23 protein-coding genes are annotated in these 25,987 nt (G+C 74.1%); 12 read left to right on the forward strand and 11 right to left on the reverse strand.

Annotated elements, in window-relative coordinates; translation table 11 throughout:
• Positions 1–29 precede the first annotated feature (29 nt).
• Together ACI79B_RS01975 and ACI79B_RS01980 are read right to left on the reverse strand one after the other, a co-directional pair.
• Complete coding sequence (locus ACI79B_RS01975) at positions 30–677, reverse strand: response regulator (protein ID WP_456926450.1); 648 nt, start codon at positions 675–677, stop codon at positions 30–32.
• 306 nt (positions 678–983) lie between these two features.
• Complete coding sequence (locus ACI79B_RS01980; RefSeq protein WP_456926451.1) at positions 984–2,282, reverse strand: glycosyltransferase; 1,299 nt, start codon at positions 2,280–2,282, stop codon at positions 984–986.
• Between the two features lie 427 nt (positions 2,283–2,709).
• Here ACI79B_RS01980 and ACI79B_RS01985 point away from each other — a divergent pair, with 427 nt between their 5' ends.
• The 9 genes from ACI79B_RS01985 (at position 2,710) to ACI79B_RS02025 (ending at position 14,955) form a co-directional block, all read left to right on the forward strand.
• Entirely contained in the window at positions 2,710–3,339 is a 630-nt protein-coding gene (locus tag ACI79B_RS01985) for a GtrA family protein (protein ID WP_456926452.1), read from the forward strand.
• Between the two features lie 382 nt (positions 3,340–3,721).
• On the forward strand, positions 3,722–5,251 hold the full coding sequence (locus ACI79B_RS01990) for an ArnT family glycosyltransferase (RefSeq protein WP_456926453.1): 1,530 nt from the start codon (positions 3,722–3,724) through the stop codon (positions 5,249–5,251).
• 711 nt (positions 5,252–5,962) lie between these two features.
• The gene (locus tag ACI79B_RS01995; RefSeq protein WP_456926454.1) at positions 5,963–7,447 is read left to right on the forward strand and encodes a hypothetical protein; all 1,485 of its coding nucleotides are present in this window, start codon (positions 5,963–5,965) and stop codon (positions 7,445–7,447) included.
• On the forward strand, positions 7,447–8,637 hold the full coding sequence (locus ACI79B_RS02000; protein ID WP_456926455.1) for a PAS domain S-box protein: 1,191 nt from the start codon (positions 7,447–7,449) through the stop codon (positions 8,635–8,637). The genes ACI79B_RS01995 and ACI79B_RS02000 overlap by 1 nt, the downstream gene beginning before the upstream one ends.
• Positions 8,594–9,385: a polyprenol monophosphomannose synthase gene (locus ACI79B_RS02005; RefSeq protein WP_456926456.1), complete on the forward strand. Its 792-nt coding sequence runs from the start codon at positions 8,594–8,596 to the stop codon at positions 9,383–9,385. The genes ACI79B_RS02000 and ACI79B_RS02005 overlap by 44 nt, the downstream gene beginning before the upstream one ends.
• A gap of 204 nt (positions 9,386–9,589) precedes the next feature.
• The gene (locus ACI79B_RS02010) at positions 9,590–10,039 is read left to right on the forward strand and encodes a hypothetical protein (RefSeq protein ID WP_456926457.1); all 450 of its coding nucleotides are present in this window, start codon (positions 9,590–9,592) and stop codon (positions 10,037–10,039) included.
• Positions 10,036–11,961, forward strand: a complete 1,926-nt coding sequence (locus tag ACI79B_RS02015; protein ID WP_456926458.1) for a PAS domain S-box protein — start codon at positions 10,036–10,038, stop codon at positions 11,959–11,961. Before ACI79B_RS02010 ends, ACI79B_RS02015 begins: the two co-directional genes overlap by 4 nt.
• A complete protein-coding gene (locus ACI79B_RS02020; RefSeq protein WP_456926460.1) occupies positions 11,958–12,662 on the forward strand; it encodes a response regulator in 705 nt (234 codons plus the stop codon). The genes ACI79B_RS02015 and ACI79B_RS02020 overlap by 4 nt, the downstream gene beginning before the upstream one ends.
• A 142-nt stretch (positions 12,663–12,804) precedes the next feature.
• Positions 12,805–14,955 carry a GAF domain-containing protein gene (locus ACI79B_RS02025; protein ID WP_456926461.1) on the forward strand — a complete coding sequence of 717 codons (2,151 nt, stop codon included), beginning with the start codon at positions 12,805–12,807 and terminating at the stop codon, positions 14,953–14,955.
• Between the two features lie 73 nt (positions 14,956–15,028).
• Here ACI79B_RS02025 and ACI79B_RS02030 read toward each other — a convergent pair whose 3' ends face one another.
• From ACI79B_RS02030 to ACI79B_RS02040, 3 genes are all read right to left on the reverse strand, one after another.
• Positions 15,029–16,042 (reverse strand): glycoside hydrolase family 6 protein, encoded by a 1,014-nt coding sequence (locus ACI79B_RS02030; protein WP_456926462.1) that lies wholly within the window; start codon positions 16,040–16,042, stop codon positions 15,029–15,031.
• A 50-nt stretch (positions 16,043–16,092) separates the two neighbouring features.
• Positions 16,093–16,503, reverse strand: a complete 411-nt coding sequence (locus ACI79B_RS02035; protein WP_456926463.1) for a response regulator — start codon at positions 16,501–16,503, stop codon at positions 16,093–16,095.
• 185 nt (positions 16,504–16,688) lie between these two features.
• On the reverse strand, positions 16,689–17,297 hold the full coding sequence (locus ACI79B_RS02040) for a TetR/AcrR family transcriptional regulator (RefSeq protein ID WP_456926464.1): 609 nt from the start codon (positions 17,295–17,297) through the stop codon (positions 16,689–16,691).
• 288 nt (positions 17,298–17,585) lie between these two features.
• Here ACI79B_RS02040 and ACI79B_RS02045 point away from each other — a divergent pair, with 288 nt between their 5' ends.
• Complete coding sequence (locus ACI79B_RS02045; RefSeq protein ID WP_456926465.1) at positions 17,586–18,140, forward strand: AMIN-like domain-containing (lipo)protein; 555 nt, start codon at positions 17,586–17,588, stop codon at positions 18,138–18,140.
• A gap of 55 nt (positions 18,141–18,195) precedes the next feature.
• Here ACI79B_RS02045 and ACI79B_RS02050 read toward each other — a convergent pair whose 3' ends face one another.
• Positions 18,196–18,558 carry a hypothetical protein gene (locus ACI79B_RS02050; protein ID WP_456926466.1) on the reverse strand — a complete coding sequence of 121 codons (363 nt, stop codon included), beginning with the start codon at positions 18,556–18,558 and terminating at the stop codon, positions 18,196–18,198.
• Positions 18,555–19,442 carry a mycothiol conjugate amidase Mca gene (gene mca, locus ACI79B_RS02055; RefSeq protein WP_456926467.1) on the reverse strand — a complete coding sequence of 296 codons (888 nt, stop codon included), beginning with the start codon at positions 19,440–19,442 and terminating at the stop codon, positions 18,555–18,557. The genes ACI79B_RS02050 and mca overlap by 4 nt, the downstream gene beginning before the upstream one ends.
• A gap of 218 nt (positions 19,443–19,660) precedes the next feature.
• Between mca and greA the strand changes: the two genes are divergently transcribed.
• Together greA and ACI79B_RS02065 are read left to right on the forward strand one after the other, a co-directional pair.
• Entirely contained in the window at positions 19,661–20,161 is a 501-nt protein-coding gene (gene greA / locus ACI79B_RS02060; protein WP_110907602.1) for a transcription elongation factor GreA, read from the forward strand.
• Positions 20,162–20,181: 20 nt separating this feature from the next.
• Positions 20,182–20,502, forward strand: a complete 321-nt coding sequence (locus tag ACI79B_RS02065; RefSeq protein WP_336032853.1) for an RNHCP domain-containing protein — start codon at positions 20,182–20,184, stop codon at positions 20,500–20,502.
• Positions 20,503–20,579: 77 nt separating this feature from the next.
• Here the strand turns inward: ACI79B_RS02065 and ACI79B_RS02070 are convergent, their stop codons facing one another.
• The 4 genes from ACI79B_RS02070 to ilvA all read right to left on the reverse strand — a co-directional run bounded on the left by ACI79B_RS02070 (position 20,580) and on the right by ilvA (position 25,911).
• On the reverse strand, positions 20,580–22,637 hold the full coding sequence (locus ACI79B_RS02070) for a M3 family metallopeptidase (RefSeq protein ID WP_456926468.1): 2,058 nt from the start codon (positions 22,635–22,637) through the stop codon (positions 20,580–20,582).
• Positions 22,638–22,723: 86 nt separating this feature from the next.
• Positions 22,724–23,533 (reverse strand): ABC transporter permease, encoded by an 810-nt coding sequence (locus ACI79B_RS02075; RefSeq protein WP_387987883.1) that lies wholly within the window; start codon positions 23,531–23,533, stop codon positions 22,724–22,726.
• A complete protein-coding gene (locus tag ACI79B_RS02080; protein ID WP_456926469.1) occupies positions 23,530–24,549 on the reverse strand; it encodes an ATP-binding cassette domain-containing protein in 1,020 nt (339 codons plus the stop codon). Before ACI79B_RS02080 ends, ACI79B_RS02075 begins: the two co-directional genes overlap by 4 nt.
• A 147-nt stretch (positions 24,550–24,696) precedes the next feature.
• Entirely contained in the window at positions 24,697–25,911 is a 1,215-nt protein-coding gene (gene ilvA / locus ACI79B_RS02085; protein WP_456926470.1) for a threonine ammonia-lyase, read from the reverse strand.
• Positions 25,912–25,987: the final 76 nt, after the last annotated feature.

The following is a 25,987-nucleotide window of genomic DNA, read 5'->3' on the forward strand; positions in this document are numbered from 1 at the left end:
AGGGCGCACGGACGGAGCCCCGCCCCCGGTCAGGGCACCGACAGCTCCTGCACCGGCAGCAGACCCGCCTGCACGGCGTACAACGCCGCCTGCGTCCTGCTGCGCACACCGAGCTTGCTCAGGATGTTGCTCACGTACGTCTTGACCGTCTGCTGCCCGATGCGCAGCTCGCGGGCGATCTCCTTGTTGGCCCTGCCCTTGGCCAGCAGCACCAGCACCTGCGACTCGCGCGGTGTCAACTGCGCCGGCGCGACCGGAGCCGTGACCTCGCGCACCAGCCGGGCCGCCGCGGCGGGCGAGAGGTACACCTGCCCGGCCGCTGCCGCCCGGATGGCGTGCAGCAGTTCCGGGCCCTCGGTGTCCTTCAGCAGGTACCCCACCGCCCCGGCGCGCACCGCTCCCACCACCGACGCGTTCTCCAGCACGCTGGTCAGCGCGAGCACCTCGACGTCGGGCATCTCCGTGCGGATGACCTCGGTGGCGGAGATCCCGTCCATGCCGTCCATCAGCAGGTCCATCACCACCACGTCGGGGCGGAGCTCCCGGGCCAGCGTCACCGCCTGCTCCCCGCTCGCGGCCTCCCCCACCACCTGGAGCTCGTCCTCCAGCTCGAGGTACATGCGCAGTCCCTGGCGGACCACCGTGTGGTCGTCGGCCAGCAGGATCCGGACGGCCACGGCCACCACCTCTAGGACTCGGTCGTCGGGCCTGGGCTGACCACTCCCAGCATGGGTCCCTGAGGTCCCCTCGACAGGGTCCAGGGACTCCGTCGGTCAGGGGAACCCGGCTCCCCCCGCCACTCGTCCCCTCCGCCCGCGGCAGGGTCGGCCACGTGCCGGCGGGGCGGGAGCGTCGCCGCAGGTCAGCGGCGTCCCGACGGCGGCCCCTCCCCGCTCCGGGGGAAGACCGCTCCCCAGAAGGACTCCCCCGGAGCACCTGCCGCCCAGGGCCGGGGGCGTCGTGCCCGGGGGCGGGAGGCCCGGTCAGGCGTGCGTGGGCTCCACGCCGGGCCGAGCAGCCGCCGCTCCCCGGTGCTGGCCGGTGTGGGCGGTCTTCTCCCAGTTGTGCACGCCCCGCAGGTGCCGGGCGAGAGCGCGCAGCGCCGCGTAGGCGAGCAGCACCTGGTAGGGGAACCACGCGACGGCCATCCGCAGGATCATCGTCCTGGACGGCTTGAGCCCGTGCGCCTCGGTGAACTCGTACAGGCCCACGACGTGGATCATGAAGTGCGCGGCGAGCAGCACGACCGGCACGTAGGAGATGAGTGCGATCCCCACGGGTGCCCGCAGGGTGACCATCATCAGCAGCGAGCACGGCACGTAGATCCCGAGCACGGCCTGCGCGTTGGGGAAGGCGAGGGTGTAGAAGGCCAGCCACCGCTGGGTCCGGGTCGGCATGTGCCTCCAGGTCCCCTTGGCCAGGGTCTGCATGAACCCCTGGCACCACCGGGTGCGCTGCTTGATGAAGTGGGTCAGCGTCGGCGGGGTCTCCTCGCGGGTCACGTAGCGGTCGTCGTAGATGACGCGGACGCGCTCGCCCATCTGGCTGACCCGCAGGCCCATGTCGGCGTCCTCGGTCAGGTTCGTCTCGTCCCATCCACCGAGGCGGTCCAGGACGTCGCGGCTGAAGAAGACCGTGTTCCCGCCCAGCGGGATCGCCCCGTACTTGGCGTGGTAGTGCAGCCGGCTCTTGAACCAGAAGAAGTACTCCAGCACGTTCAGCACCGAGTACCAGCGGGACGTGTAGTTCATGAGCTGGACGCCGGCCTGCACGACCTTCACGCCCTCCTCGACCATGACGGTGTTGACGATGTTGAAGATGTCGGGGTGCATGTCGTCCTCGGCATCGAAGATCGTCACCACGTCCCCGGTGGCGAAGGCCAGCGCGTGGTTCATCCCGTGCGGCTTGTTGATCGGGTCGTCGTCGAACACCACGATGTCGACGTTCTCCAGCCCCACGTCGGCGAGCTGCTCGAGCTTGGCCAGCGCCCGCTCGATGGTGCCCTCGTCGTCGACCCGGCAGATCACGAAGACCTGCAGCAACCGCGAGGGGTAGTTCGCCCGCATGACGTTCTCGATGGTCTGGGCGATGACGTCTTCCTCGTGCCGTGCCGGTAGGAGGACCGTGAACGACACCGCCGGCGACGCGAACACGTCCGGCGCCCTGGCTCGCCGCTCCGCCTCCGGCTGGTCCCAGGTGTAGACCATCATGTACAGCGCGTAACCCGCTTGCAGCGACAGGATGAGCGACAGCGCCGTCAGCACGACGAGCACCACGGACATCGGTCGCCTCCGCCGAGTGTCGGCCTGGGTGCGGGAGGGGCCCGCGTCCCCGCTGAGCGGACCTCCGCTGGACCGGCCTTCCCTGGATGTTCCGACACAGGACGGGCGGCGACATCCCGCCGGGAAGCGAGGTCGTGCCCGGACTTCCCGGGGTCGGGGGGACCCACTCGCTCGGGGGGTGCACCCCCGCCGCACGGGCGACCCCTCCCCGCGGTGGGGCGACCGGACGACGCCGGGGCGTCGCGGTGGCGCGCTCCCCTGACCTGGCGAGCACCCCCTCCCGGTGACCGGCGCCTCCCCTCCCCAGCAGAGGTCAGCGCCGTGCCCCCCGGAAGTCGGCCTGCGGTGTCGCTTCGTTGCGGGATGCGGACCGCCGACCCCGCGGCGCACGGTTCCGGTGCCGGTGGATGAGGGGGCCGACGGGCGGATGGCAGAGTCGTCGTGGAGCACTGCTCCGGTCATCGGGCGCACCCCGCGGGTGTCGACGCCCGTCAGGGCGTTGCGCTTCGCCGTGGTGGGCACGGCCGGCGTCGTCGTCAACGTGCTGGTGCTGCAGGTGCTCTACGCGGCGGCGGACCTCCCGCTGCTGGTCGCCTCGCCCGTGGCCGTCGGCACGGCGGTCGTCCACAACTACCTGGTCAACAACCGCTGGACCTTCGGGTGGCGCCGGGTGTCGCTGGCCCGGTTCGCCTGGTACGGCCTGAGCTCCCTGACCACGATCCTGCTGAACGTCGCGGTGGTGTGGTCCCTGGTCGGGGTCGGGGTGCACCACCTGCCGGCCGACCTGGCCGGGATCGCGGTGGCCGCCGGGCTCAACTTCGGTGCGAGCACGCTGTGGGTGTGGCGCGACACCGGCACGTCGGCGCGCGGAGGCGCGCCGGCCGGGCCCGCGGGGGTCGACGACGGGCCCGGGGGTGCCGGGGCCGCACCGGTGGAGCGCGGTGACCGGCGACCGCTCGCCGTCGGCGGACCCCTGCGCGACGACGCCGTCACGGACACCGCGCAGCCGCTCCCTGCTGCGTGCGCAGCGGTCCCGCGCCTGACCCCGACGCCGTGAGCGCGTCCGCGGGAGCCGGCACGGCGGGCCGGGGCGATCGCACGGCCGCGGGTACCCGGTGGGTGGCCACCCTTCGGGTGAGCCGGCGGACCCCCGAAGTGCTGGGGGCGGGACGGATTCTCGCGGGATGCCGGCGGCGGACCCCGCAACGGACGATCCACGGGACGGTCGCCCCCGGTGGGGCCTCGCCGAGAGGGGGCTGGAGCTGGCGATGACGCAGACCGTTCCCGACACCTCCGGGTCCCCGGTCGCGACGCCCGTGCGTCCGCGGACCGGGGAGGCCGCGTCGGACCGGGCCGGTGGGCCGCGGGTCGCCCGGCCGAGGGGGGCGGCTGCCGGTGCGCAGGACCCGGGGGCCGGGGCGGGTCCGCGGGACAACCGGGTGTTGGTCGCCCTGCTCGCGGCGGGCGCTCTCTCCCATGGCTACAACCTGTTCCGCTATCCGCTGTACCTGACCGACGAGGGGATCTACCTCCAGCAGGCGTGGGCGGTGCTGCGGGAAGCGACGCTGTCCCCGTACACCTACTTCTACGACCACGCGCCCGGTGGGTGGCTGACGCTGGCTGCGTGGGTCGGGATCCTGCCCGGGCAGTTCGACCTGTTCGGACACCCCGTCGACACCGGCCGGGTGCTGATGGTGCTGGTGCACACGGCGTCGGCGTTCTTCCTGTTCGAGATCGCGCGACGCTTCTCGGGGAGCACGACCACCGCGGTGGTGGCGACGGCGCTGTTCCACCTGTCGCCGTTGGCGGTCTTCTACCAGCGGCAGGTGCTGCTGGACAACCTCATGGTCTTCTGGCTGCTGCTGAGCCTCTACCTGCTCAGCAGGAGCGACGACCGCATCACCTCCTCCCTCGTCGCGGGGCTCGCCTTCGGGATCGCCGTGACGACGAAGGAGAACGCCATCTTCTTCGGCCCGGTCCTCGTCTTCCTGCTGTACCGGCGGATCCGTGGCCGGCTGAACCACCGGTTCGCCAGGGGCTTCTTCTTCCTGGCCGCAGGGACGCCGGTCACCTTCTATCTGATGTACGCACTCCTCAAGCAGGAGTTGTTCCCGACGGGCCTCAACTTCGACCTGGAGAACCCGCCCGCCGACCGGGTGTCGCTGCTGTACACGGTGTGGTGGCAGCTCAACCGCACCCAGGGGACGGCGATCAGCGGCGACAGCGTCTTCTGGCAGATGACGAACGACTTCTGGCTGCCCAAGGACGTGTTCCTGCTGGTCGCGGGGGGCGCCGCCACCGTCGTCCTGCTGGTCCGGGGACTGCGGGACTCCCGCCGCAACCAGAACCAGCTGGTCGCGGCCCTGCTGGTGCTGAGCTATGGGGTCTACCTCGCCCGCGGCAGCGTCCTGCTGGAGTTCTACGTCCTGCCGTTGATCCCGCTGCTGGCGCTCAACATCGGCCTGGTCACCGGCACGCTGGTGCGCCGGGTCCCGGTGATGGCGAGGAGGGCGCTGCTGGCGGCCGCGGCCGCGGTGCTGCTCTCGCCGATCGGTGGCTACCTGGTCGTGCACGGCGACCAGGGCCAGCTGCAGGCCCACGACATGTACCGGCTGAACCTGACGGGGATGCAGGAGGAGCAGCTGGCGTGGGTCGAGGACAACGTGCCGAAGGACGCCAAGCTGATCATCGACGACGACATGTGGATCTCGCTGCGCGAGGCCGGATACGAGTTCGCGCACTCGCACTGGAAGGCGTCGGCCGACCCCGAGGTGCGCGACGAGCTCTTCGGTCAGGACTGGCAGGAGATCGACTACATCGTGATGTCCAACAAGATGCGCGTCGCGATGGACCGCAACAACGGTGACGGGCGCGAGGACTGGATCCTCGACGCGTTGGACAGCCACTCCGAGCAGGTGTGGCACGTCGAGCAGGGCGACGTCGCCCTGCTCGTGTACCGCGTCGGGTGACGACGTCCCCGCCCGTCCCCACGGCCGGGAGGTACCAGCGAGATGAGCGACTCCACCGAGGCCCCGGACAAGGTCCTGACGAACCGGTCGGCCGCGCGGCTGCTGCGTCCGAAGCCGCGCCGGGCGGCCGAGGAGCAGGAGCCTGCGGCCACTCGCACCGGCGTCCCGGACGAGCCGGCCCCACGCCCGGCCGGCGCGGGGCCGTCCGCCCAGGAGGACGTGCGCCCCGCACCCGGCGACCCTCGACCCGTTGTCCCGGTCAGCCGCAGCGCGCACCCGTCGGAGTCCGTGACCGGCGGGACGGGCGTGCTCCCGGACGACTCGGACGTCCTGCGCGCCACGACCGGCGGCCCCGCTGGCACGGGGGCCGCGCCCGCCTCCGGCGGCGTCCGGGGACCGGCCACGGGGGCTGCCGAGCCGCCGGCCCCGGCGCGTCCGCCCGGTACCCCGGACGCCGAGGACACGCTCTCGACGGGTGCCCGGCACGCGGACGCCTCCGCCCCGGCCGACGCCCCGTCCCCGCGCCCGGCGTGGCGAACGTTCCTGCCTCCCGTCCGGTGGCGGAGGCGTCCGCCCGACGCCCCGGACCCCGAGGTCACGACCTCGACGGGTGCCCGGCACGCGGACGCCTCCGCCCCGGCCGACGCCCCGTCCCCGCGCCCGGCGTGGCGAACGTTCCTGCATCCCGTCCGGTGGCGGACCCTGGCGGTGGTGCTGGCGGTGCTCGCGGTGGCGGTGTGGGTCGGCCGCGGTGTCATCGGGAGCTCCGGTGGCGACGCCGAGCCCAGCGCGGGGAACGGGGGCGCGGAGGCCGCGGCGGAACCCCCGCCCGAGCCGGTGGTCGTCGACGGTCAGCAGATCGCGCCGGCGGGTTCCCTGATCACGTTGAACCCGGCGGTGGCCCAGCCGGGTGCGGCGATCGCGGTCGACGGCGCCGGCTTCGACCCCGGGGCGACGGTCGACCTCGCGGTGAGCCCGGCGGACGCCCCTGCGGACCAGCCTCCCGCGGGCGAGCCGGTGGGGTCGGCGGAGACCGACGAGAACGGGGGGTTCACCGCCCAGGTCACGCTGCCCGAGCAGCTGGCGACGGGCAACGTGGTCGTGACGGCCCAGCAGCGCGAGAGCGACAAGACCGCACAGGCCGAGGCGGTCGCCACCGCCGGCACGGGGTCGGTCAGCCTCAGCGAGGAGACCGGTCAGCCGGGCGACGTCATCTCGGTGACGGCGAGTGGCTTCACGGCCGGTGAGACGATCGACGTGTTCTGGGGCCGGGTGTCCGGAGACCCCTCGACGACCCTGACGGCCGGCGAGGGCGGGAACGTCGACGAGGCCCAGGTGCGGGTCGGCACCGGGACGGTGGGCCAGAACACCCTGGTGCTGGTCGGCGAGGAGAGCGGCACCACGGCCACCGCGGCGTTCTTCCTCAACGGCCTGTACCCGACCTCGGCCGCGACGCCGTACGCGGTGAAGGCCAGGCAGGTGCTGACGCTGTCCGGGGAGGGCTTCGCGCCCCAGGAGCGGGTGCTGGTCTACGTCAACGCGTCCAGCGGGACACCGCTGCTCACCGCGCAGGCCGACGGCCAGGGCAGCTTCGGCGGGGTCGGGTTCGAGGTCCCCTACGGGCTGTCGGGGGCGAACAGCCTCGTGATGATCGGGGAGCTGAGCCGGGCGACGACCCGGTCCGGCTTCGAGATCCTGCCCTACACCCCCAGCGCGGGGCCCAGCACGTACGGCGGCGCCCCCGGTACGACGTTCGGCTTCTTCGCCGAGGGGTTCGGCCCGGAGGAGGTCGTCCTGGTCTACCTGGGCCGCAACGAGACCAGCGAGGGAGAGCTGGTCACCGCCTTCCAGGTCGACGAGCGCGGCGAGGCGGGCCCGGGCGGCAGCTTCCAGGTCGACGGGAGCGACCAGGGCACCCTGAGCTTCACGCTCGTCGGACGCGACAGCGGAGGCCAGACCACCGTGGAGTTCGAGGTGAGCGCGCCGACCGGACCGGTGGACGACGTCCCCGAGCGGGGGCCGTACACGCTGCCACCGGAACTGGACGCGACGGCGGACACGCCCCAGGGCGACCAGCCACCGGAGGGCGCCCCGCCGGAGGGGGCCGCCCCACCCGAGGGCACTCCGCCGGAGGGCGCCACTCCACCCGAGGACGCGCCGCAGGAGCCGGCCGCCCCGTCCGAGGGCGGGCAGTGATGACCACCGGCGGGCAGGTGGCCCCCTCGCGCGACCCGGTGCCGGGGCGGGTCCTCGATCGGGACGGAGCCGCCTTCCTGATCGTCGACACCGAGGACCGGGTCGGTCGGGTGAACCCGGGCGTCGAGCAGCTGTTCGGGTACCCGCCGGGCGAGGTGGTCGGCGGCCCGGTCGACGTGCTGGTGCCCGACCGCTTCCGGGCCGAGGTCGCGCAGCGCCTGGAGCGGTGCCGCGCCACGCGGGTGACGACGAGCCTGCAGGTGGCCGCGCGCCGCCGGGACGGCACCGAGGTCCCCGTGGAACTCACCATCACCCCCCTCGGCCGCGACCCGGGCAACGGGCTGGCGTTGTCCTTCTGGAACGACGCGCAGCTGGAGCGCACGCTGGGGGTGGTGGACGACAGCGTGCGGTGGCTGCACGCGACCGAACGGGCACGCGTGACGCTGCTGACCCACCTCGTGCGCGCCCAGGACGAGGAGCGGAGACGGATCGCGGCCGACGTCCGCGACCACTCCATCCTGGCGATCGCCGTGGCCTCGCTGCGCCTGCAGCAGCTGCGGCGGCGCCTCAGCGACCCCGGCGACCGCAGGCTGCTGACCCGCCTGGAGGAGAGCATGCAGCTGGCCGTCGGCCGGCTGCACCACCTCGTGGGCAGCCTGCGGTCACCCGGACCGGAGCGGGACGGGTCCCTCGCCGCCGTGCAGCAGTGCCTGCAGCAGCTGCGCGCCGACACCGGCGCCACCGTCGGTCTCGACCACGGCTTGAGCGCGAGCCTGCCCGTCGAGATCCGGGCGCTGGCGTACCGGCTCACGCAGGAGGCGCTGACCGACGTGCGCAGGTACGCCCGGGTCAGCACCGTGCGCGTCCGGCTGCGCGAGGTCAGCGACGGCGTCCTGGCCATCGTGGCCGACGACGGCGTCGGGGACCCCGCCGACACCGCCGGGCCGGATCCCGGCCCCCTCGGCCTGACCCTCCTGCACGAGCGCGTCGAGATCGCCGGCGGCTGGTGCCGGATCGAGAGGACGCCCGGTGCCGGTGCCACCGTCGAGTTCTGGATCCCCCGGACCGACGAGGCGACCGACCGGGCGGAACAGCCCAACACCCGTCCAGAGGCGAACCGTGAACGCAGGTCGTGCAGTCGAGTCGGTGGGCGACGTCGGAGCGGTGCTGGTCGTCGTGCCGACCTATGACGAGGCAGCCAACATCGCATCCGTGGTCGGTCGGCTGCGCGCGGCCGTGCCCGCAGCGGACGTCCTCGTGGTCGACGACGACAGCCCCGACGGGACCGGGCTGATCGCCGACGGGCTCTCCGCCGAGGACCACCACGTGTCGGTGCTGCACCGGCCGGCCAAGCAGGGGCTCGGCAGGGCCTACCTCGCCGGGTTCCGCCAAGGTCTCGACCGGGGCTACGACGTGCTGGTCGAGATGGACGCGGACGGATCCCACCAGCCGGAGGAGCTGCCCCGGCTGCTCGCCGCGCTGACCCGGGCCGACGTGGTGCTGGGCTCCCGGTGGGTGCCCGGGGGTGCGGTCCGCAACTGGCCGGCGACGCGCCGGCTGCTGTCCCGGGGCGGCACCGCCTACGCCCGGCTGGCGCTGGGGCTCCCGATCCGGGACGCGACGAGCGGGTACCGGGCGATCCGCGCCGGCGCGCTGGAGCAACTCGATCTCGACACCGTCGCGTCGCAGGGCTACTGCTTCCAGATCGACCTGGCCCGCCGGGCGGTCGAGCGGGGGCTGCGCGTCGTCGAGGTCCCCATCACCTTCGTCGAGCGCGAACGCGGCGCCAGCAAGATGAGCGGCGCGATCGTCCGCGAGGCGCTGTGGCGGGTGACCGTCTGGGGAGTCGGACACCGCGTCCTGCACCGTCCTCGAACCGGCGGACGCCCGGTGCGGACCACCTCGGGGGCCGGGGCCCTGGTGGCGTCACGGCGGTGACCGCCGGACCCGCCCCGGGTCCGCAGGGGGCGTCCCCCTCTCGGCTCGGGCGACCTCCCCCGTGGGTGGGTCGGCGGCTCCCCTCGCAAGTGCCCGGTGGAGCTCCGAGTCCTGCGGGATGTCCGCGGTGGCCGGCCGGCCGGAGGATGACGCCAGCCCGTTCAGGAGCACAGACGGCCTCACGCACGGCACAGAGGGCCAGAGATGATCGACATCTTCGGACCCGGTTCGCAGAAGCTGCTCGGGTTCCTCGTACAGATCCCTGACCTCGGTCCCGACGACGTCGATGCCGTCGCCGGCGCGTGGCGGCGGACGCCGGCGGAGGCGCGGGCGACCGCCTGGGCGGCGATCCAGCGCGCGATGCCGCCGGAGGACCGTCCCCTGGTCCACAACGCCGCCATGGTGGCCCGCGAGCGGGCGATGAGCGTGGCCCTGTCGCACGACCGGACCGACTGGGCCTTCTGGGCGGCGGCGTGGGACGCCGCCGGCGCGCTCGCCGCCGAGCACCGCATCAGCGGCGGGTCCTACCGGGTGCTGGTCGAGCCCATGGCGGTCGCGCTCGGCTGGTTGGCACCGGACACCGCCGACCTCGTCCCGGCGCCGCGGGAGGCGCGGCTCGAACCGGCCCCGACCGAGACGGGAGGCACCGGATGAGCGCCGCCGTCGTCCGGGTCCTGGTGGCCGACGACGACGGGGCGATGCGCGACGCGCTGGCCGACACCCTCGTCAGCCACCCCGGCATCGTGCTCCTCGGCGTCGCCGCCGACCACGCCGACACCGTGCGGCAGACGGCCGAGCTGCGCCCGGACGTGGTGCTGGTGGACATGCGCATGCCCGCCGGCACCGGTCCGGACACCGCACGCGAGGTCCGGGCGAGGTCGCCGGGCACGGCCGTGCTCGCGCTCTCCGCCTTCGAGGACCACGGGCTGGTGCTCGAGGTGCTCGCCGTCGGAGCCGCCGGCTACCTGCTGAAGGGCACGCCGGGCACCGAGATCGTCGAGGCGGTGCAGCGCGCCGGCCGTGGCCAGCTCAGCATGCCCGTCGACCTCGGCACCCGGTTCGCCCGGGCCCTGCTGCGTGATCGGGAGGACCACCGGCGCGCCGCCGCGGAACTGCGGCACAGCGAGGAGGCCTTCCACGACCTCGTCGACGCGGTCCCCGCAGCCGTCGTGCTGGTCGGGCCGGACGACCGGATACGGCTCGTCAACGCGCGGACGGACCGGGTCTTCGGCCGTGTCACGCGCGAGCTGGTCGGGAAGCCCGCGACCACGCTGCTGCCCCCGAGGTACCACGGGACCCTCGCCGACCGGCTGTTCCACGCGCGGAGCGCACCGGCCGGCGAGGCCCCCGGCCCCGCGGCCGAGCTGGCCGGTGTCCGGGGCGACGGGACCGAGTTCCCGGTGGCCGTCACCACGAGGTCCCTGCACCTCGGCGACGAGTCCCTCGTGGCGGTGTTCCTGCGCGACCTCGGCACTCCCGACGCGGCCGGCACCCACCACCGGTACGTGCCGCAGTCCGCCCCCGACGCCCTCGTCGTGGTCGACACCGCGGGACGGGTGGAACTCGTCGACGGGCAGGCCGAGCTGCTGTTCGGCCACGAGCTCGGCGAGCTGCTGGGGCGACCGCTGGAGCTCCTCCTCGACGGTCCCGTCGAGGCGTACGTGCGCCGGTCGAGCGGCCCGCCACCGCCCGGGGCCGAGCGGGGCGTCGAACCGGGGGTCGAGCTGACCGGCCGCCGCGGCAACGGCACCGGGTTCCCTGCCGACGTCGTCTTCAGCCGGCTGCGCGACGGACACCGGTCCCTGGTGGCCGCCACGATCCGCGACCGGACCGAGCAGCGCCGCTCCGAGCTGGCCCTCGAGCGCAGCTTCCAGCTGCTCCGCAAGAGCGACCACGAGCACCAGTTGCTGCTGACCCACCTGGTGCGGGCCCAGGAGGACGAGCGCAAGCGCATCGCCGCGGCCATCCACGACGATCCGTTGCAGGCGATCACCGCGGCCTCGCTGCGGTTGCAGCAACTGCGCCGCCGGCTGAGCACCCCTGCCGAGCGCGACCTGCTCGCCGCGGTCGAGGAGACCGTCCAGCAGGCCATCGGCCGGCTGCGTCACCTCACGTTCGACCTGCAGCCGCCGTCGACCGAGCTGGGGCTGGTCGCGAACCTGACCGGCCACCTGGAACAGCTGCGCTCCGACACCGGCACCACCTTCACCGTGACGAACCGGCTCCGCTCCGAGCCCAGCGCGGACGTGCAGCTGATCGTGTACCGGATCGCCCAGGAGGCGTTCACCAACATCCGCAGACACGCCCGCGCCCGCACGGTGACCGTCCGGTTGTCCACCGTGGACGACGGGTGCCTCGTCGCCATCACCGACGACGGCGTCGGCTACCAGCCCGACACGGAGTCCGTACCGGGGCACCTGGGGCTGCCGCTCATGGTCGAACGCGCACAGATCGCGGGTGGGTGGTGCCGGATCGAGAGTGCCCCCGGCCGGGGGACGACGGTGGAGTTCTGGATCCCCCACACCGCCGACGCCCTGCACGGCGCGCGCCAGGACGAGGAGACCCACGCACCATGACGGTCCCGGAGAGCCCGCCGGACGCCGCGATCCGGGTGCTGCTCGTCGAGGACCACCAGGTGGTGGCCGAGAGCCTGGCCGCCCTGCTGGCGGAGTACCCCGACCTGGACGTCCTCGGCTGGGTCCCCACCGTCGCCGCGGCCGTCGAGGCGGTCCAGCGCTCCGAGCCGGACGTCGTCCTGGTCGACTTCCGGCTCCCGGACGGCAGCGGCGCCCAGGCAGCGGCCAGGATCCGCGAGCTGCGCCCCCACGCCGCCGTCGTCTTCCTCAGCGCCGACTCGTCCGACGACGCCGTGACCGCCGCCGTCGAGGCCGGCGCGGCGGGCTACCTGCTCAAGTCCGCCCCCAGCGACGACCTCGTCCGCGCCATCCACCGGGCGGCCGACGGCGAGATCCTCATCCCCGCCCAGCGGCTCGCCGAGCTGCTGACCCGGCGACGTGCCATCGCGCGCCAACGGGCCCGGCACACCCGGCTCGGCGCGAGCCTGACGCCCCGCGAGCGCGAGGTGCTCGGCCTGATGGCCAGGGGCATGGACAACCGCGCACTCGCCCGCCACCTGGGCATCGAGTACTCGACGGTGCGCAGCCACGTCCACAAGGTGCTGCTCAAGCTGGACGCCCGCTCCATGCTCGAGGCGGTCGCGAAGGCCACCGAGTCGGGGATCGTGCCGACGCCGCGGTCCCCCGGGGAACCGCGGTGACCTCGGCCCGGGGCCGGGCGGGCCACCGGACCACGGCGGAGCTCCTTCTACGCAACGACCGGTAGCGATAGGCTCCCCGGACCCGAGCCCGTGGTCTCTCCCCTCCCCCGGTCACCTCACGCGAGCATCGACACCAGGGGTGGTGGCTGCCGTGAACGTCGAGGCGTCGAGTGCCCTGCGGCACGAGACCGGCCGCCTCGGGGTGCCCCCGCCGCGGGCCGCCCTCGCGGACGGCGACGTCGCACGCCCCGCGGACGGGTCGCTGTTCCGCCGCCTGGTGGACTCCGTGACGGACTGCGCGATCGTGGCCGTCGACGTCCGGGGCCGGGTGGCGAGCTGGAACCACGGGGCCGCGCAGAGCTTCGGTCACCGGTCCGACGAGATCATCGGTGAGCCGATCGAGCGGCTGTACCCCTCCGCGGTCGCCGAGTCGGGCGAACCGGGCAGGGCCCTCGCCGAGGCGGCGCGCCGGGGCAGCTGCACGGGGGTCGGGTGGCTCCGGCGCGGGGACGGGGCCCGGTTCTGGGCCAGGACGGTGCTGTCGGCGTCGACCGACGACGCCGGGCACCTCGAGGGGTTCTGCCTGGTCGTCCAGGACCTCACCGCGCAGAAGTCGCTCGAGGACAAGCTGCAGCAGCGCGGGCGCCTGGAACAGCGCCTCCTCCGGGCGCTGGCCGAGATCACCCAGGCCGTGCTGGAGGCGGGGCCCAGCGACGAACTGCTGCGGCGCACCGCCCGGCTGGCCCGGTGGCTGGTGGGGGCGGCGGCCGCGACGGTCCTCATGCCCTCCCCCGGCGGCGAGCTGGTGCCGCGGGCCACCGACGGCCCGGACGCGGATGCGGGGCAGGGGGCGGTCTCGTCCGCGGTGTCGGCGACGGCGGCGGAGGTGATGCGCAGCGGACGCGTCTGCGTCGTCGCCGACCCGTCCGGGGAGCTCCCGGCAGGCGCAGGCCCCCCGACGGACGGCGGCGCGGGGTCCGCGCTGCTCGTCCCGCTCCTGGTCCGGAGGCGGGTCGTCGGGGTGGTCGAGCTCGTGAACCGGCACGGGCAGGTGGCGTTCGACGACGAGCAGGTGCTGACCGTGCAGTTGTTCGCCGCCGACGCCGCGGTCGCGGTGGAACGGGTCCGGATGCGCGAGCACCTGAGGCAGCTGGCCGTGACGCCGATGCTGGCCGAGCGGCCGCTGCAGGAGACGCTCGACGACCTGGCGCGCAGCGTCGTCGAGTTCGCCGACGCCGAGGCGTGCTCCGTCCACCTCCTCGACGGCGACCAGAGGCTGCGGACCGTGGGCAGCCACGGCCTGCCGACGGCCCTGGTGCTGGGACTGGATGCCGCGTACCCCGGAGGCGAGCACCCGGCGATGGAGGCGATCACCGGCCACGGCCCGGTGGTCGTCGAGGACGCGAGGGCGCGACTGCGCGGCGACGACCGGCTGTGCCCGGTGCACGGCCTCCTGGACGAGGCGGCCTGGACCACCGTGGTGTGTCTCCCGCTCATCGGACCGGTCGCGACCCGCGGGGCGCTGTGCTGCTTCTTCGCCGAGCGGCCGGACGATCCCGACGTCGCCTTCCTCAGGGTCGTCGCCAGCGACGCCGCGACCATCGTGGGCAACCTCCTGCTGCTCGCCGCGGCCCGGGAGAGGGGGTCGCTGGCCGAGCGGCAGCACCTCGCCAGGGAACTGCACGACTCGGTGTCCCAGGCGCTCTACGGGATCGCGCTGGGGGCACGCACCATCCGCGAGCTGCTCGACCGGGACCCCGGACAGATCTCCGGGCCGGCGGACTACGTGCTTCAGCTGGCCGACGTGGCCCTCGCCGAGATGCGGGCACTCATCTTCGAACTGCGCCCCGAGTCCCTGGAGCTGGAGGGACTGCACGCCGCACTCACCAAGGAGGCCGACGCCGTCCGCGCCCGGCACGGGCTCGTCGTCGAGACGGCCCTCGACGACGTGCCCGAGGTCTCGCTCCAGGCCCAGCACGCGCTGTACCGGATCGCGCAGGAGGCGCTGCACAACGCGGCCAGGCACGGGCACGCGTACCACGTCGGCGTCCGGCTCCACGCCGACGGGTCCACCGTGGTCCTCGAGGTGGTCGACGACGGGGTCGGCTTCGAGCCCGACGCCGAGTACCCGGGGCACCTCGGGCTGCGCTCCATGCGCGAGCGCGCGGCCGCGATGGGCGGGACGGTGCAGATCACCAGCTCCTTCGGCGCCGGGACGCGGGTGCGGGTCACCGTCCCGTCCGGCCCGCCACCCGACGCAGGGCCGCTGCGGGGTGGGAGCTGGCCGGGCTGACCCGCCGGGACGTCGTCCTGGTCCCGCCCGGCGCCGGGTCGCGGCGGGGCGACTGCGGGGTCCCGGCCCGACGTCACGGCTCGACGGGCTCCGCTCCCTCGAGCAGGCTCATCGCGAGCTCCGGGGAGAACTCGCCCGCCGCGGTCCCCTCGCCGATCCCGCAGTCGCCGTCGGACTCGCCCGGGGCCTTGAGCCACAGACGCAGCTCTCCCCCGTCCTCGGCGCCCGGGGCCTCGCCGATCTGCCGGTCACCGGGGTTGCACCACTCGCCGTTCGCGCCGTTGCCGTTGCGGCTGGTGTCGACGACGAAGGGCTTGGAGGTCCCCAGGGCACCGTTGAGCTCGTCCGCGTACGCGACCTCGTCGTCCGTGGCGTTGTAGTTGGACACGTTCAGGGCGAACCCGTGCGCGTCGGCGATGCCGGCCGCCTCCAGCCGCTCGGCCATCACGTCCGCGGGGACCCAGTTCGAGTGGCCGGCGTCCAGGTACACCCAGACGTCGTCCGACTGCAGCTTCTCCACCGCGTAGGACAGCAGGCGCAGCCGGTCCTCCTGCTGGTCGTCACTCAGGCAGGTGTCCAGCTGGGCCAGCGCGTCCGGCTCGAGGACGACCAGCGCGGGGCGGTCGCCGAGTCCGGCGTCGAACCCGTCCACCCACCGGCGGTACGCGTCCTCGTCGCTCTGCCCGCCGGCGCTGTGGCCGCCGCAGTCGCGGTGGGGGACGTTGTACGCGATCAGGACGGGCACCTCGCCGGCGTCGGCCGCGGCGGAGGTGTAGTCCTCCACGGCGGTGGTGATGTCACCGCTCCACGCGCCGAACCACTTGCCCGTCGGCTGGCTGGCGATCCGTTCCTCGACCTCCCGGGCCGCGGGATCGTCCGGGTGGGACTCCGCCCAGACCGCGGCCTGGGAGTGCGGGTCGACGTACAGCGACGAGCCCGGCTCCGGCAGCGACGTGCCGGACGGCGCCGGCTCCGGCGAGGACGTGCCGTACGCCGCTGCGGAGACGGCCAGCGTCGCGGCCGCGAGGGGCGCGGCGACCTTCCATCGGGTAGCGCGGACCGTGGCCCGCGGTGAGCGCAGGGGCATCGCGGGGGACTCCTGTCGATTCGGCGAGGCACCGCCGGCCTCGCTGGCGGTCACTTCGCGGAACCGCGGTGGTGTTCGCGGACGAGATCCCGCATGAGGGACGCGAAATCTGCTTCCTTGGGCTCGAACCGGTCCGCACCGGCCGAGAGCATCCCGCGGATCCGTTCCTCTTCCAGATGTGCGGACAATGCGACGATCCGCACGCCGGGAAGCACTTCCCGAATGGTGGAGGCGACTCGTTCACCACCGCCGTCGGGCATGTGCACGTCCACCAGGACGACGTCCGGGCAGTGGGCCAGGGTCAGCGTTATCGCGTCGTCCACCCGCAGTGCAGCGCCGACGAGCCGCACGGACGGCTCCTCCGTGATGAGATCGATCAGCGCAGCGAGTGAGAGCGGATGGTCGTCCGCGACGACGATCCGCAGGAGGCCCGCGGAATGGCCGTTCGGTGGAATGGACACACCAGGGACGTTAGATTTCCCGCGCGGGCGGATCAGCGTACGACGGATCGATCTCCACATCCGTCAGATGCAGTACGCCGGAATGGACGGCGGGATGATCTCCCGGGCCGACCGCCCGGTCGGGTCGCCTCCCGGTCAGCCCCCGCCCGGCTGCCCGTCCTCGGGGCCGGCGCCGGCCCGCGTGATCACTGTGTGGGTGCCGGCTGCGTGAAGGCGGTCAGGGCGGCGTCCACGACGCGGTCGACGTAGTCGCGGGTGACCGGGTCGCGGGTGATGAGCAGCCGCGTCCAGACCGGGCCGATGAGCACGTCGATGAAGAGCTCGTGGTCGACGGCCGTCGACAGCTCGCCGCGGGCCAGCGCCCGCGTCAGGATCCGCCGGTAGGCCTGGCGGCGGGTCCGGATGACGGTGGCCAGCAGGTCGGCGATCTCCGGTCGGTGCCCCGACTCGCGGATCAGCCGGGGCACGAACCGTCCACGGCCGCGGACGAACGTGTCGACGGCCCCGTGCAGCATCTCCTCCAGGTCCCCGCGCAGGGTCCCGGTGTCCGGCACGGACACGCTGTGCAGGGCCAGCCGCTCCAGCGCGGCGGCGGCCACCGCCGCCTTCGACGGCCACCGGCGCAGGATCGTGGTCTTGGCGACGCCGCTGCAGGCAGCCAGCCGGTCCAGGGTGAACCCGGCGTAGCCGTGGGCCACGAGCAGCCGGATCGTCTGCTCCAGGATGCGCGAGTCGAGGCTGTCGTCCCGGGGCCGCCCCCGACCGCGGGAGGACGCACCGGACCGGGACACCACACCCCAACGCGTAGCGGAACGGGTCACCGGACACAAGCGGGCCGAGGCGGACGTCGTGCGCCGGCCCCGGGGATCCGGTCCTCACGCGTTCCCCGCACGGAGCGTCATGCCCGGACCACGGGAAGACGATGTGCCACCTCGTGTCGCGTCCAGGGGGCCGTTTCCTGTCACTTGTGCACAGGGAAAGGCGCTCCAGATCGACGCCCGTGGGCGATCCGGGCCATGGCCTCCGCGCGGTCGTCGGCGCATCCTCACCTCGTCCGCATCCCCCTGACCCGGGAGCCCGCCATGAGCACCACCCGTACCCGCGCCGCCGTCGTCCTGGCCGCCGCCACGGCTGCCCTCGGCGTCGCCCTGCCCTCCGCCTCCGCCGCCTCCTGCAGCACGGCGTGGGGCTCCCTGCCGGAGACCGTCACCGACGGCGGCCGCGGCACCCTCGACGACGTCCGCGCCGGCCGGCACGACTGCTACGACCGGCTGGTCCTGGACCTCGACGGGATCGACGCCGCCGACGTCGGCTACGACGTCCGGTACGTGCCGCAGGTCGTGCAGGACGGCTCCGGCCGGCCGGTGCCCCTGCGCGGGGCCGCCGACCTGCAGGTCGTCGTGCACACCCCCGGGTACACCGACGCCGGGGCCGCGACCTACGACCCGCGCACCGACGCCGAGGCCGTCGCCGTCGGCGGCTACCGCACCTTCCGGCAGGTCGCCTACGCCGGCTCGTTCGAGGGCAGCAGCACCGTCGGGCTGGGCGTGCGCGCCCGCCTGCCGTTCCGCGTGCTGGTCCTCGACGGCCCCGGCGACGGCTCGCGCCTCGTCGTCGACGTCGCGCACACCTGGTGAGCAGCGCGGCCGGGCCGGGGCTCCCCCGGCCCGGCCGGCAGGAGGCCCGCCGGCGTCAGCGCGCCGGCGGGTCCGTCCGGTCGTCGCGCTCGGGGCCGCCCGGCTTGGGGCCCTCGATGGCGCGGGGAGCACGGCGCAGGTCGTCGAGCAGGTCCTGACCGGGCCGGCGCGGCGGGTCGACCAGCTCCGCCGGGGTGTCGGGGACGACGACCTGCGGCTGGTCGTCCTCCGGCTCGAAGCTGCGCGGGATCCGCTTGAGGTGCCGGTTCATCGAGCGGACCAGCAGGAAGACGGCGAGCAGCAGGACGAGGGTGAGGAACAGCCCCAGCGGGCCGGACTTGCCGACGTCCTCGGGCAGCTGCTCCTCGGCGGCCAGGACCGCCCCGGCCAGCGCGCCGCTCACCAGCCCGGCGCTCACGGGACCGGCACCTCGCTGCGGATGCCGGCGAACAGGTCGTCCTCCGGGAGCGTCGAGTCCACCAGCGAGCGGGCCAGCTCGTAGTCCTCGGTCGGCCACACCCGCTGCTGCAGGTCCATCGGGCAAGCGAACCAGCGGCCGTTCGGGTCGATCTGGGTGGCGTGCGCGATCAGGGCGGCGTCGCGCACCGGGAAGTACTCGGCGCACGGGACGCGGGTGGTGACGCGGTGGCTCATGTCCCGCTCCGGGTCCCAGTTCGCCAGCCACTCGGCGTAGGGCGACTCGGCGCCGGTCTCGAGCATCGCCTCGTGCAGCGCCCGCGTCCGGGTCAGCGTGAAGCCCATGTGGTAGTAGAGCTTGCTGGGCTGCCAGGGCTCGCCCAGCTCGGGGTAGCGCTCCGGGTCGCCGGCGGCCTCGAAGGCGTGCACCGAGACCTCGTGCGTCTTGATGTGGTCGGGGTGCGGGTAGCCGCCGCGCTCGTCGTAGGTGAGCACGACCTGCGGCCGGAACCGGCGGATCAGCGCCACCAGGGGCGCGGCCGCCTCCTCGGTGGGCACCAGCGCGAAGCAGCCCTCGGGCAGCGGCGGCAGCGGGTCGCCCTCGGGCAGGCCGGAGTCGACGAACCCGAGGAACTCCTGCTGCACGCCCAGGATCTCCCGGGCCCGGGCCATCTCCTCGACGCGCAGCTGCGGCAGCCGCTCCCAGATCTCCGGGCGGTCCAGCGACGGGTTCAGCACCGAGCCGCGCTCGCCGCCGGTGCAGGTCGCCACCATCACCTCGACGCCCTCGGCGACGTACTTGGCCATCGTCGCGGCGCCCTTGCTCGACTCGTCGTCGGGGTGGGCGTGCACGGCGAGCAGGCGCATCGGGTCGGCGTCGGTCACCTCCCCAGTGTCCCCCGACGCGCCGACGGAAGGCCGCCGACAGGTCCCCCGGAGGGCTGGATGTGGTGCCTGTCACGGTCCGTTCCGGTACCGTCCGCTCCTCCGACAGGGAGCGGACGGTCCCTGCACGGGCCCCTCGGCCGGTGTTAGCTTGGCCGGATCGACGTCGCCGCCTCCCGGCCGGGAGGCGGCCCCCGAGCTGTGCAGGAGTACCCCGCGTGACCACCCCCACTGAGAACGAGCAGGGCATCTGGCTGACCCAGGAGGCCCACGACCGGCTGAAGGCCGAGCTCGACCAGTTGGTGGCCGGCCGGCCCGCCATGGCCGCCGAGATCAACGCCCGCCGCGAGGAGGGCGACCTCAAGGAGAACGGCGGCTACCACGCCGCCAAGGAGGAGCAGGGCAAGCAGGAGGGCCGGATCCGGCAGCTGACCGACCTGCTCCGCAAGGCGCGCGTGGGCGAACCGCCGACGACGGCCACCACCGCCGAGCTCGGCACGGTCATCACCATCCGCTTCCAGGGCGACGACGAGACCGAGAAGTTCCTGCTCGGCTCCCGCGAGATCGCGGGCACCACCGACCTCGCCGTCTACTCGCCCGAGTCGGCGATGGGTTCGGCGATCCTCGGCGCGAAGCCGGGCACCTCGGTCACCTACCAGGCGCCCAACGGCCGCGACATCACCGTCGAGGTCGTCGCCGTCGAGCCGTTCGTCCCCTGACCCGGGCCCTCCCTGTGCGCGTGGCCCGCTCGCGGCGGGCGGAGAACACCGGCTTCGTCTGCGTGCACTGCGCCGCCGACGTCCCCGCGAACACCGACGGGCACTACCGCAACCACTGCCCGGTGTGCCTGTGGTCGCTGCACGTCGACGACCTGCCCGGCGACCGCGCCAGCGAGTGCCGGCAGCCGATGGAGCCGATCGGCCTGGTCGAGAAGTCCGGCAAGGGCTGGCAGGTGGTGCACCGCTGCACGGCGTGCGGCCACCGCCAGCCCAACCGGCTCGTCCGCGACGGCGACGCCCCCGACGACCTCGACCTGGTGCTCTCGCTCCCCTGGTTGTGAACCGCTCCCACCCGTGATCATCGGCGGGTGGCTGCGGTCGCCGGCGTGTCGGACAGCCACCCGCCGATGATCACGGGTCAGGCCGGGGCCAGCCCGCGGCGGCGGAGCAGGGGCGTGGGGTCGGCGTCGCGGCCGCGGACGGCGCGGAAGGCCTCCAGCGGGTCCACCGCCCCGCCGCGGGACAGCAGCCGCTCGCGGAAGACGTCGCCGTTCTCCCGCCGCAGGCCGCCGTTCTCGCGGAACCACTCGACGGTGTCGGCGTCGAGGACCTCCGACCAGATGTAGGAGTAGTAGCCCGCCGCGTAGCCGCCGGCGAAGACGTGCTGGAAGTACGTCGTCCGGTAGCGCGGCGGCACCAGGTCGGAGGCGACGCCGGCTGCCTCGAGCGCCCGCCGCTCGAACTCCGCCGGGTCGCCGATCTCGGTCTCCGGGGTGATCCGGTGCCAGGCCTGGTCCAGCAGCGTCGCGGCGAGGTACTCCAGCGTCGCGAAGCCCTCGCCCCACAGCCGGGCGGCGTCGAGCGCCTCGACGGCGGACGACGGCAGCGGCTCCCCCGTCTCCACGTGCCGCGCGTAGTGCCCGAGCACCTCCGGCCACAGCGCCCACATCTCGTTGACCTGGCTCGGGAACTCGACGAAGTCCCGCGGCACCGCGGTCCCGGCGAAGCGCGGGTAGGTCACCGCGGAGCTCAGCCCGTGCATCGCGTGGCCGAACTCGTGGAAGAGCGTGTCGACCTCGGCGAGGGTGAGCAGCGTCGGCCGGCCCTCGGGCGCGCGGGCCACGTTGAGGTTGTTGACGACCACCGGCCGGGTGCCCAGCAGCCGCGACTGGGTGACGAACGAGCTCATCCACGCGCCGCCGCGCTTGCCCTCGCGGGCGGAGAAGTCGCCGAGGTAGAGGCCGACCGCCTCGCCGTCGGGACCGCTGACCTCCCACACCCGGACGTCGGGGTGGTAGCCGGCGAGGTCCGGGCGCGGGCTGAACCGGAAGCCGTAGAGCAGCTCCGCGGCCCGGAAGACGCCGTCGACGAGCACCCGGTCCAGCTCGAACCAGGACCGCAGTGCCGCGGTGTCCACCGAGTACCGCTCGGCGCGGACGCGCTCGCTGTAGAACGCCCAGTCCCAGGGCGCGAGCTCGTCGACCCCGTCGCGGGCGGCGGCCTCGGCCAGCACCTCGGCCTCGGCCCGCGCGTTCGCCGTCGAGGGCCCGACCATCGGGGTGAGCATCGCGTCGACGGCGGCGGTGCTGCCGGCGGTCTGGTCGGCCAGCACCAGGTCGGCGTGGGTGGCGAAGCCGAGCAGCCGCGCCCGCTCCGCGCGCAGCCGGGCGATCCGCGCGGCGACCGGCCCGTTGTCGTGCTCCCCCGACGACGCGCGGGTCACCGACGCCTCGAACACCCGGCGACGCAGCTCCCGGTCCCGCAGCTTGGCCAGCACCGGCTGGCCGGTGGGCAGCAGCAGCGGCAGCACGTACCCGTCGAGGCCGCGGTCGGCGGCGGCGCGCGCCGCGGCGGCGACCTCCTCCTCGCCCAGCCCGTCGAGCTCGGCGGCGTCGGCCACCCGGACGGCGGCGGCCTCGGTGGCCAACTGCAGGTTCTGCCCGAACTGCGTGGACAGCTCCGACAGCTCCCGGTTCAGCTCCGACAGCCGGGCGCGGCCGGCCTCGTCGAGCCGGGCGCCGGCGAGCACCCGGTCGAGGTGGTGCCGCTCCACCAGCCGGACCGCCTCGGGGTCCAGCCCCGCGGAGTGCCGGGCGGCGTGGACGGCGTCGACGCGGGCGAACAGTGCCGGGTCCAGCCGCAGTGCGTCGGCGTGCGCGGCCTCCAGCGGCGCGAGCTCCCGCTCGATCTCCCGCACCCGCGGTGTGGACAGCGAGGAGGACAGGTTGCCGAACACCGCCTCGGCCCGGCGCAGCAGCGCGCCGGAGCGCTCGAGGGCCTCGATCGTGTTCGCGAAGGTCGGCGGTTCGGCCGACCCGGTGATCGCAGTGATCTCGGCGCGCTGCTCGGCCATCCCGGCCAGCACCGCCTCGCGGCAGTGCTCGAGCGTGATGTCGGCGAACGGCGGCAGCCCGTACGGCAGCGGCGACTCGGCGAACAGCGGGTTGGACACGGCGGGTGCGGTCTCGGCGCTCATCGCCGTCCATCCTGCGCCGCCGCGCAGACCCGCGTACGCAGGTGGCCCGGAACCGATGCGGTTCCGGGCCACCCGGGTACGGAGCCTCAGCGGCTGGCGGTGCGCTGGTAGAGGCGGACCGACAGCGGCACGAACACCGCGAGGATGACCGCCGTCCAGATCAGCGTGTAGAGCACCGGGTTCTGCAGCGGCCACGCGTCGGGCACCGGGTAGCCGGCGGGCACGTTGCCGAACAGCTCGCGGGCGGCCAGCGTCACCGACGACACGGGGTTCCACTCGGCGAAGGTGCGCAGCACCGCCGGGAAGGTCTCCAGCGGCACGAACGTGTTGGCGATGAACGTCAGCGGGAAGATCACGATGAAGCTGGCGTTGTTCACCACCTCCGGCGTGCGGACCAGCAGCCCGACCACCGCCATCAGCCACGAGATCGCGTAGGCGAACACCAGCAGCACGAGGAACCCGCCCACCGCCTCGCCGATGGAGGAGTTGATCCGCCACCCGACCACCAGACCGGTCAGCGCCATCACCGTGATCGAGATGACGTTGAGCCCGGAGTCGGCGATCGTGCGCCCGACCAGCACCGCGGACCGGGACATCGGCAGCGACCGGAACCGGTCGATCAGCCCCTTCTGCAGGTCCTCGGCGATGCTCGCGCCGGTGACGGTCGACCCGAACACGACGGTCTGCGCGAAGATCCCCGGCAGCAGGAACTCCGCGTAGCTGATGCCCGGCGGCAGCCCACCGATGGCGCCGCCGAACACGTAGCGGAACAGCACCACGAACATGATCGGCGACAGCGTCGCGAACACGATCAGGTCGGGCACCCGCTTGACCTTGATCAGGTTGCGCTTGGTGATGACGACGCTGTCGGACAGCGTCGCGGCCAGCGAGGTCATCGCACGCCTCCCGCGGGGACCGGCTCGGCCGGGGTCTGGTCGGTGGCGCCGGCGTCCGCGCTCCCGGCGGCCCTGTCCTCGGCGGCATGGCCGGTCAGCGCCAGGAACACGTCGTCGAGGTCGGGGCGGCGCAGCCCGACGTCGAAGATGTCGGCGGTGTGGCCGTCGAGCCGGCGCAGCGCGTCGGCCAGGACCTCCGCGCCGCCGGTGACCGGGATGCTCAGCCGGCGAGCCTGCTCGTCGACGTGCGGCTCGTCCACCGCCAGCGGCCGCAGCCGCGCCACCATCTCCGGCAGCGCACCCGCGTCGGTGACCGCGAACTCCAGCCGCTGCCCGCCGACCTGCGCCTTGAGCTCGTCGGCCGTGCCGCGCGCGATCGCCCGGCCGCGGTCGATGACCACCATCGAGTCGGCCAGCCGGTCGGCCTCCTCCAGGTACTGGGTGGTGAGCAGGATCGTCGTCCCGCCGCCGGCGAGGTCGGCGATGAACTCCCACATCGCCAGCCGGCTGCGCGGGTCGAGGCCAGTGGTGGGCTCGTCGAGGAAGAGCACCCGCGGCCGGGCGATGAGCGAGGCGGCGATGTCCAGCCGCCGGCGCATGCCGCCGGAGTAGGTCTTCGCGGGCCGGTTCGCGGCGTCGGTGAGGTCGAACCGCTCGAGCAGCTCCCCCGCCCGGGCCCGCGACTCCCGCTTCCCCAGCCGGTACAGCCGGCCGACCATCTCCAGGTTCTCGAACCCGGTCAGGTACTCGTCGACGGCGGCGTACTGCCCGGTCAGCCCGATGACCGAGCGCACCCGGTCCGGCTCGCGGACGACGTCGACGCCGGCCACCTCCGCGCGCCCGCCGTCGGGCAGCAGCAGCGTGGTCAGGATGCGGACGACGGTCGTCTTCCCCGCGCCGTTGGGCCCGAGCAGCCCGAGCACGGTGCCTTCGGGAACGGCGAGGTCCACCCCCGCCAGCGCCGTGTTCGACCCGAAGCGCTTCTGCAGTCCCTCGACCAGGATCGCGTCGTTCATGACAGGGAAACTAGGTGTGAGCACCGACACTTCCCGAACGCTTTTCGCGTCCGGCGAACGGTCCGACGCCTGTTGTTCACTCCCACGACACCTCTCCTCGTCCGGCGGTCTCGGAGGGCAGACCGCCGGACGCGGGAGAAGTGAGCGCTAGGCCTCCGCGACGGCGAAGCCGGCCTGCTCGAGCGCCCCGACGACGGTCCGCGCGTGGTCCGGGCCGCGGGTCTCGAGGACGACGAACACCTCGACCTGCCCGAGGTCCAGGCGGGTCGCGGTCCGCTCGTGCTCGACCTCCAGCACGTTGGCGCCCGCCTCGGCGAGGACGGCGAGCACCGCGGCCAGCGACCCCGGCCGGTCGGGCACCGCCAGCCGCAGCCGCAGGTACCGGCCGGCGGCGGCCATGCCGTGCTGGACGACCTTCATCAGCAGCACCGGATCGACGTTGCCGCCGGACACGACCGCGACCACCGGCGGCCGGAACGCCTCGGGCTCGGCCATCACGGCGGCGACCGCGGCCACCCCCGCCGGCTCGACGACCAGCTTGGCCCGCTCCAGGCAGAACAGCAGCGCGCGGGAGAGATCCTCCTCCCCGACCGTGCGCACGTCGTCGACCAGGTCGCGGACGTGCGCGAGGGTGAGGTCGCTGGGCGCGCCGACGGCGATCCCGTCGGCCATCGTGGAGACCCCGGTCAGCGCCACCGGCCGCCCGGCGGCCAGCGACCCGGGGAAGGCGGCGGCCCCGGCCGCCTGCACGGCCACGACCCGGGCCTCCGGCCGTCGCTCCCGGACCGCGGCGGCCACCCCGGACACCAGCCCGCCGCCGCCGGTGCAGACGACGACGGTGGCGACCTCGGGGCACTGCTCGAGCAGCTCCAGCCCGACCGTCCCCTGCCCGGCGATGACGTCGGGGTGGTCGAAGGGGTGGATGAACACCGCCCCGGTCGCCTCGGCGTGCTCGACGGCGGCCGCCAGCGCCGCGGTCAGGTCGGCCCCGACCAGGCGCGCGTCGGCGCCGTAACCGCGGGTGGCGGAGACCTTCGGCAGCGGCGCGGACTCGGGCATGAACACCGTGGCCCGGACGCCGAGCATCCGGGCGGCCAGCGCCACGCCCTGCGCGTGGTTGCCGGCGCTGGCCGCGACCACCCCGCGGGCCCGCTCGTCGGCGGTCAGCCGGGACAGCCGCACGTAGGCGCCGCGGAACTTGAACGAGCCGGTGTGCTGCAGGTTCTCGCACTTGAGGTGCACCGGGCCGCCGACCCACTCGGCCAGCGCCCGCGAGTGCTCCAGCGGCGTGCGCCGGGCGACCCCGTCGAGCAGCTCGGCGGCGGCGACGACGTCGGCTCCGGTGACCAGCTCCGCTCCCATGCCCCGATCCTCGCAGGGCGGACGATCCCGTCCGGGCCGACGCAGCCGCTCCCGCATCCTCCCTGGTCGTCGTACC

The sequence above is a fragment of the Geodermatophilus sp. SYSU D00879 genome, assembly GCF_054050375.1.

Coding starts and splice junctions, on each gene's coding strand:
- ACI79B_RS02030 (WP_456926462.1), bottom strand. CDS start 16,042: ATGCCCCTGCGCTCACCGCGGGCCACGGTCCGCGCTACCCGATGGAAG.
- ACI79B_RS02010 (WP_456926457.1), top strand. CDS start 9,590: ATGATCGACATCTTCGGACCCGGTTCGCAGAAGCTGCTCGGGTTCCTC.
- ACI79B_RS02000 (WP_456926455.1), top strand. CDS start 7,447: ATGACCACCGGCGGGCAGGTGGCCCCCTCGCGCGACCCGGTGCCGGGG.
- ACI79B_RS02075 (WP_387987883.1), bottom strand. CDS start 23,533: ATGACCTCGCTGGCCGCGACGCTGTCCGACAGCGTCGTCATCACCAAG.
- ACI79B_RS02070 (WP_456926468.1), bottom strand. CDS start 22,637: ATGAGCGCCGAGACCGCACCCGCCGTGTCCAACCCGCTGTTCGCCGAG.
- ACI79B_RS01980 (WP_456926451.1), bottom strand. CDS start 2,282: ATGTCCGTGGTGCTCGTCGTGCTGACGGCGCTGTCGCTCATCCTGTCG.
- ACI79B_RS02020 (WP_456926460.1), top strand. CDS start 11,958: ATGACGGTCCCGGAGAGCCCGCCGGACGCCGCGATCCGGGTGCTGCTC.
- ACI79B_RS02080 (WP_456926469.1), bottom strand. CDS start 24,549: ATGAACGACGCGATCCTGGTCGAGGGACTGCAGAAGCGCTTCGGGTCG.
- ilvA (WP_456926470.1), bottom strand. CDS start 25,911: ATGGGAGCGGAGCTGGTCACCGGAGCCGACGTCGTCGCCGCCGCCGAG.
- ACI79B_RS02045 (WP_456926465.1), top strand. CDS start 17,586: ATGAGCACCACCCGTACCCGCGCCGCCGTCGTCCTGGCCGCCGCCACG.
- ACI79B_RS01985 (WP_456926452.1), top strand. CDS start 2,710: ATGGCAGAGTCGTCGTGGAGCACTGCTCCGGTCATCGGGCGCACCCCG.
- ACI79B_RS02015 (WP_456926458.1), top strand. CDS start 10,036: ATGAGCGCCGCCGTCGTCCGGGTCCTGGTGGCCGACGACGACGGGGCG.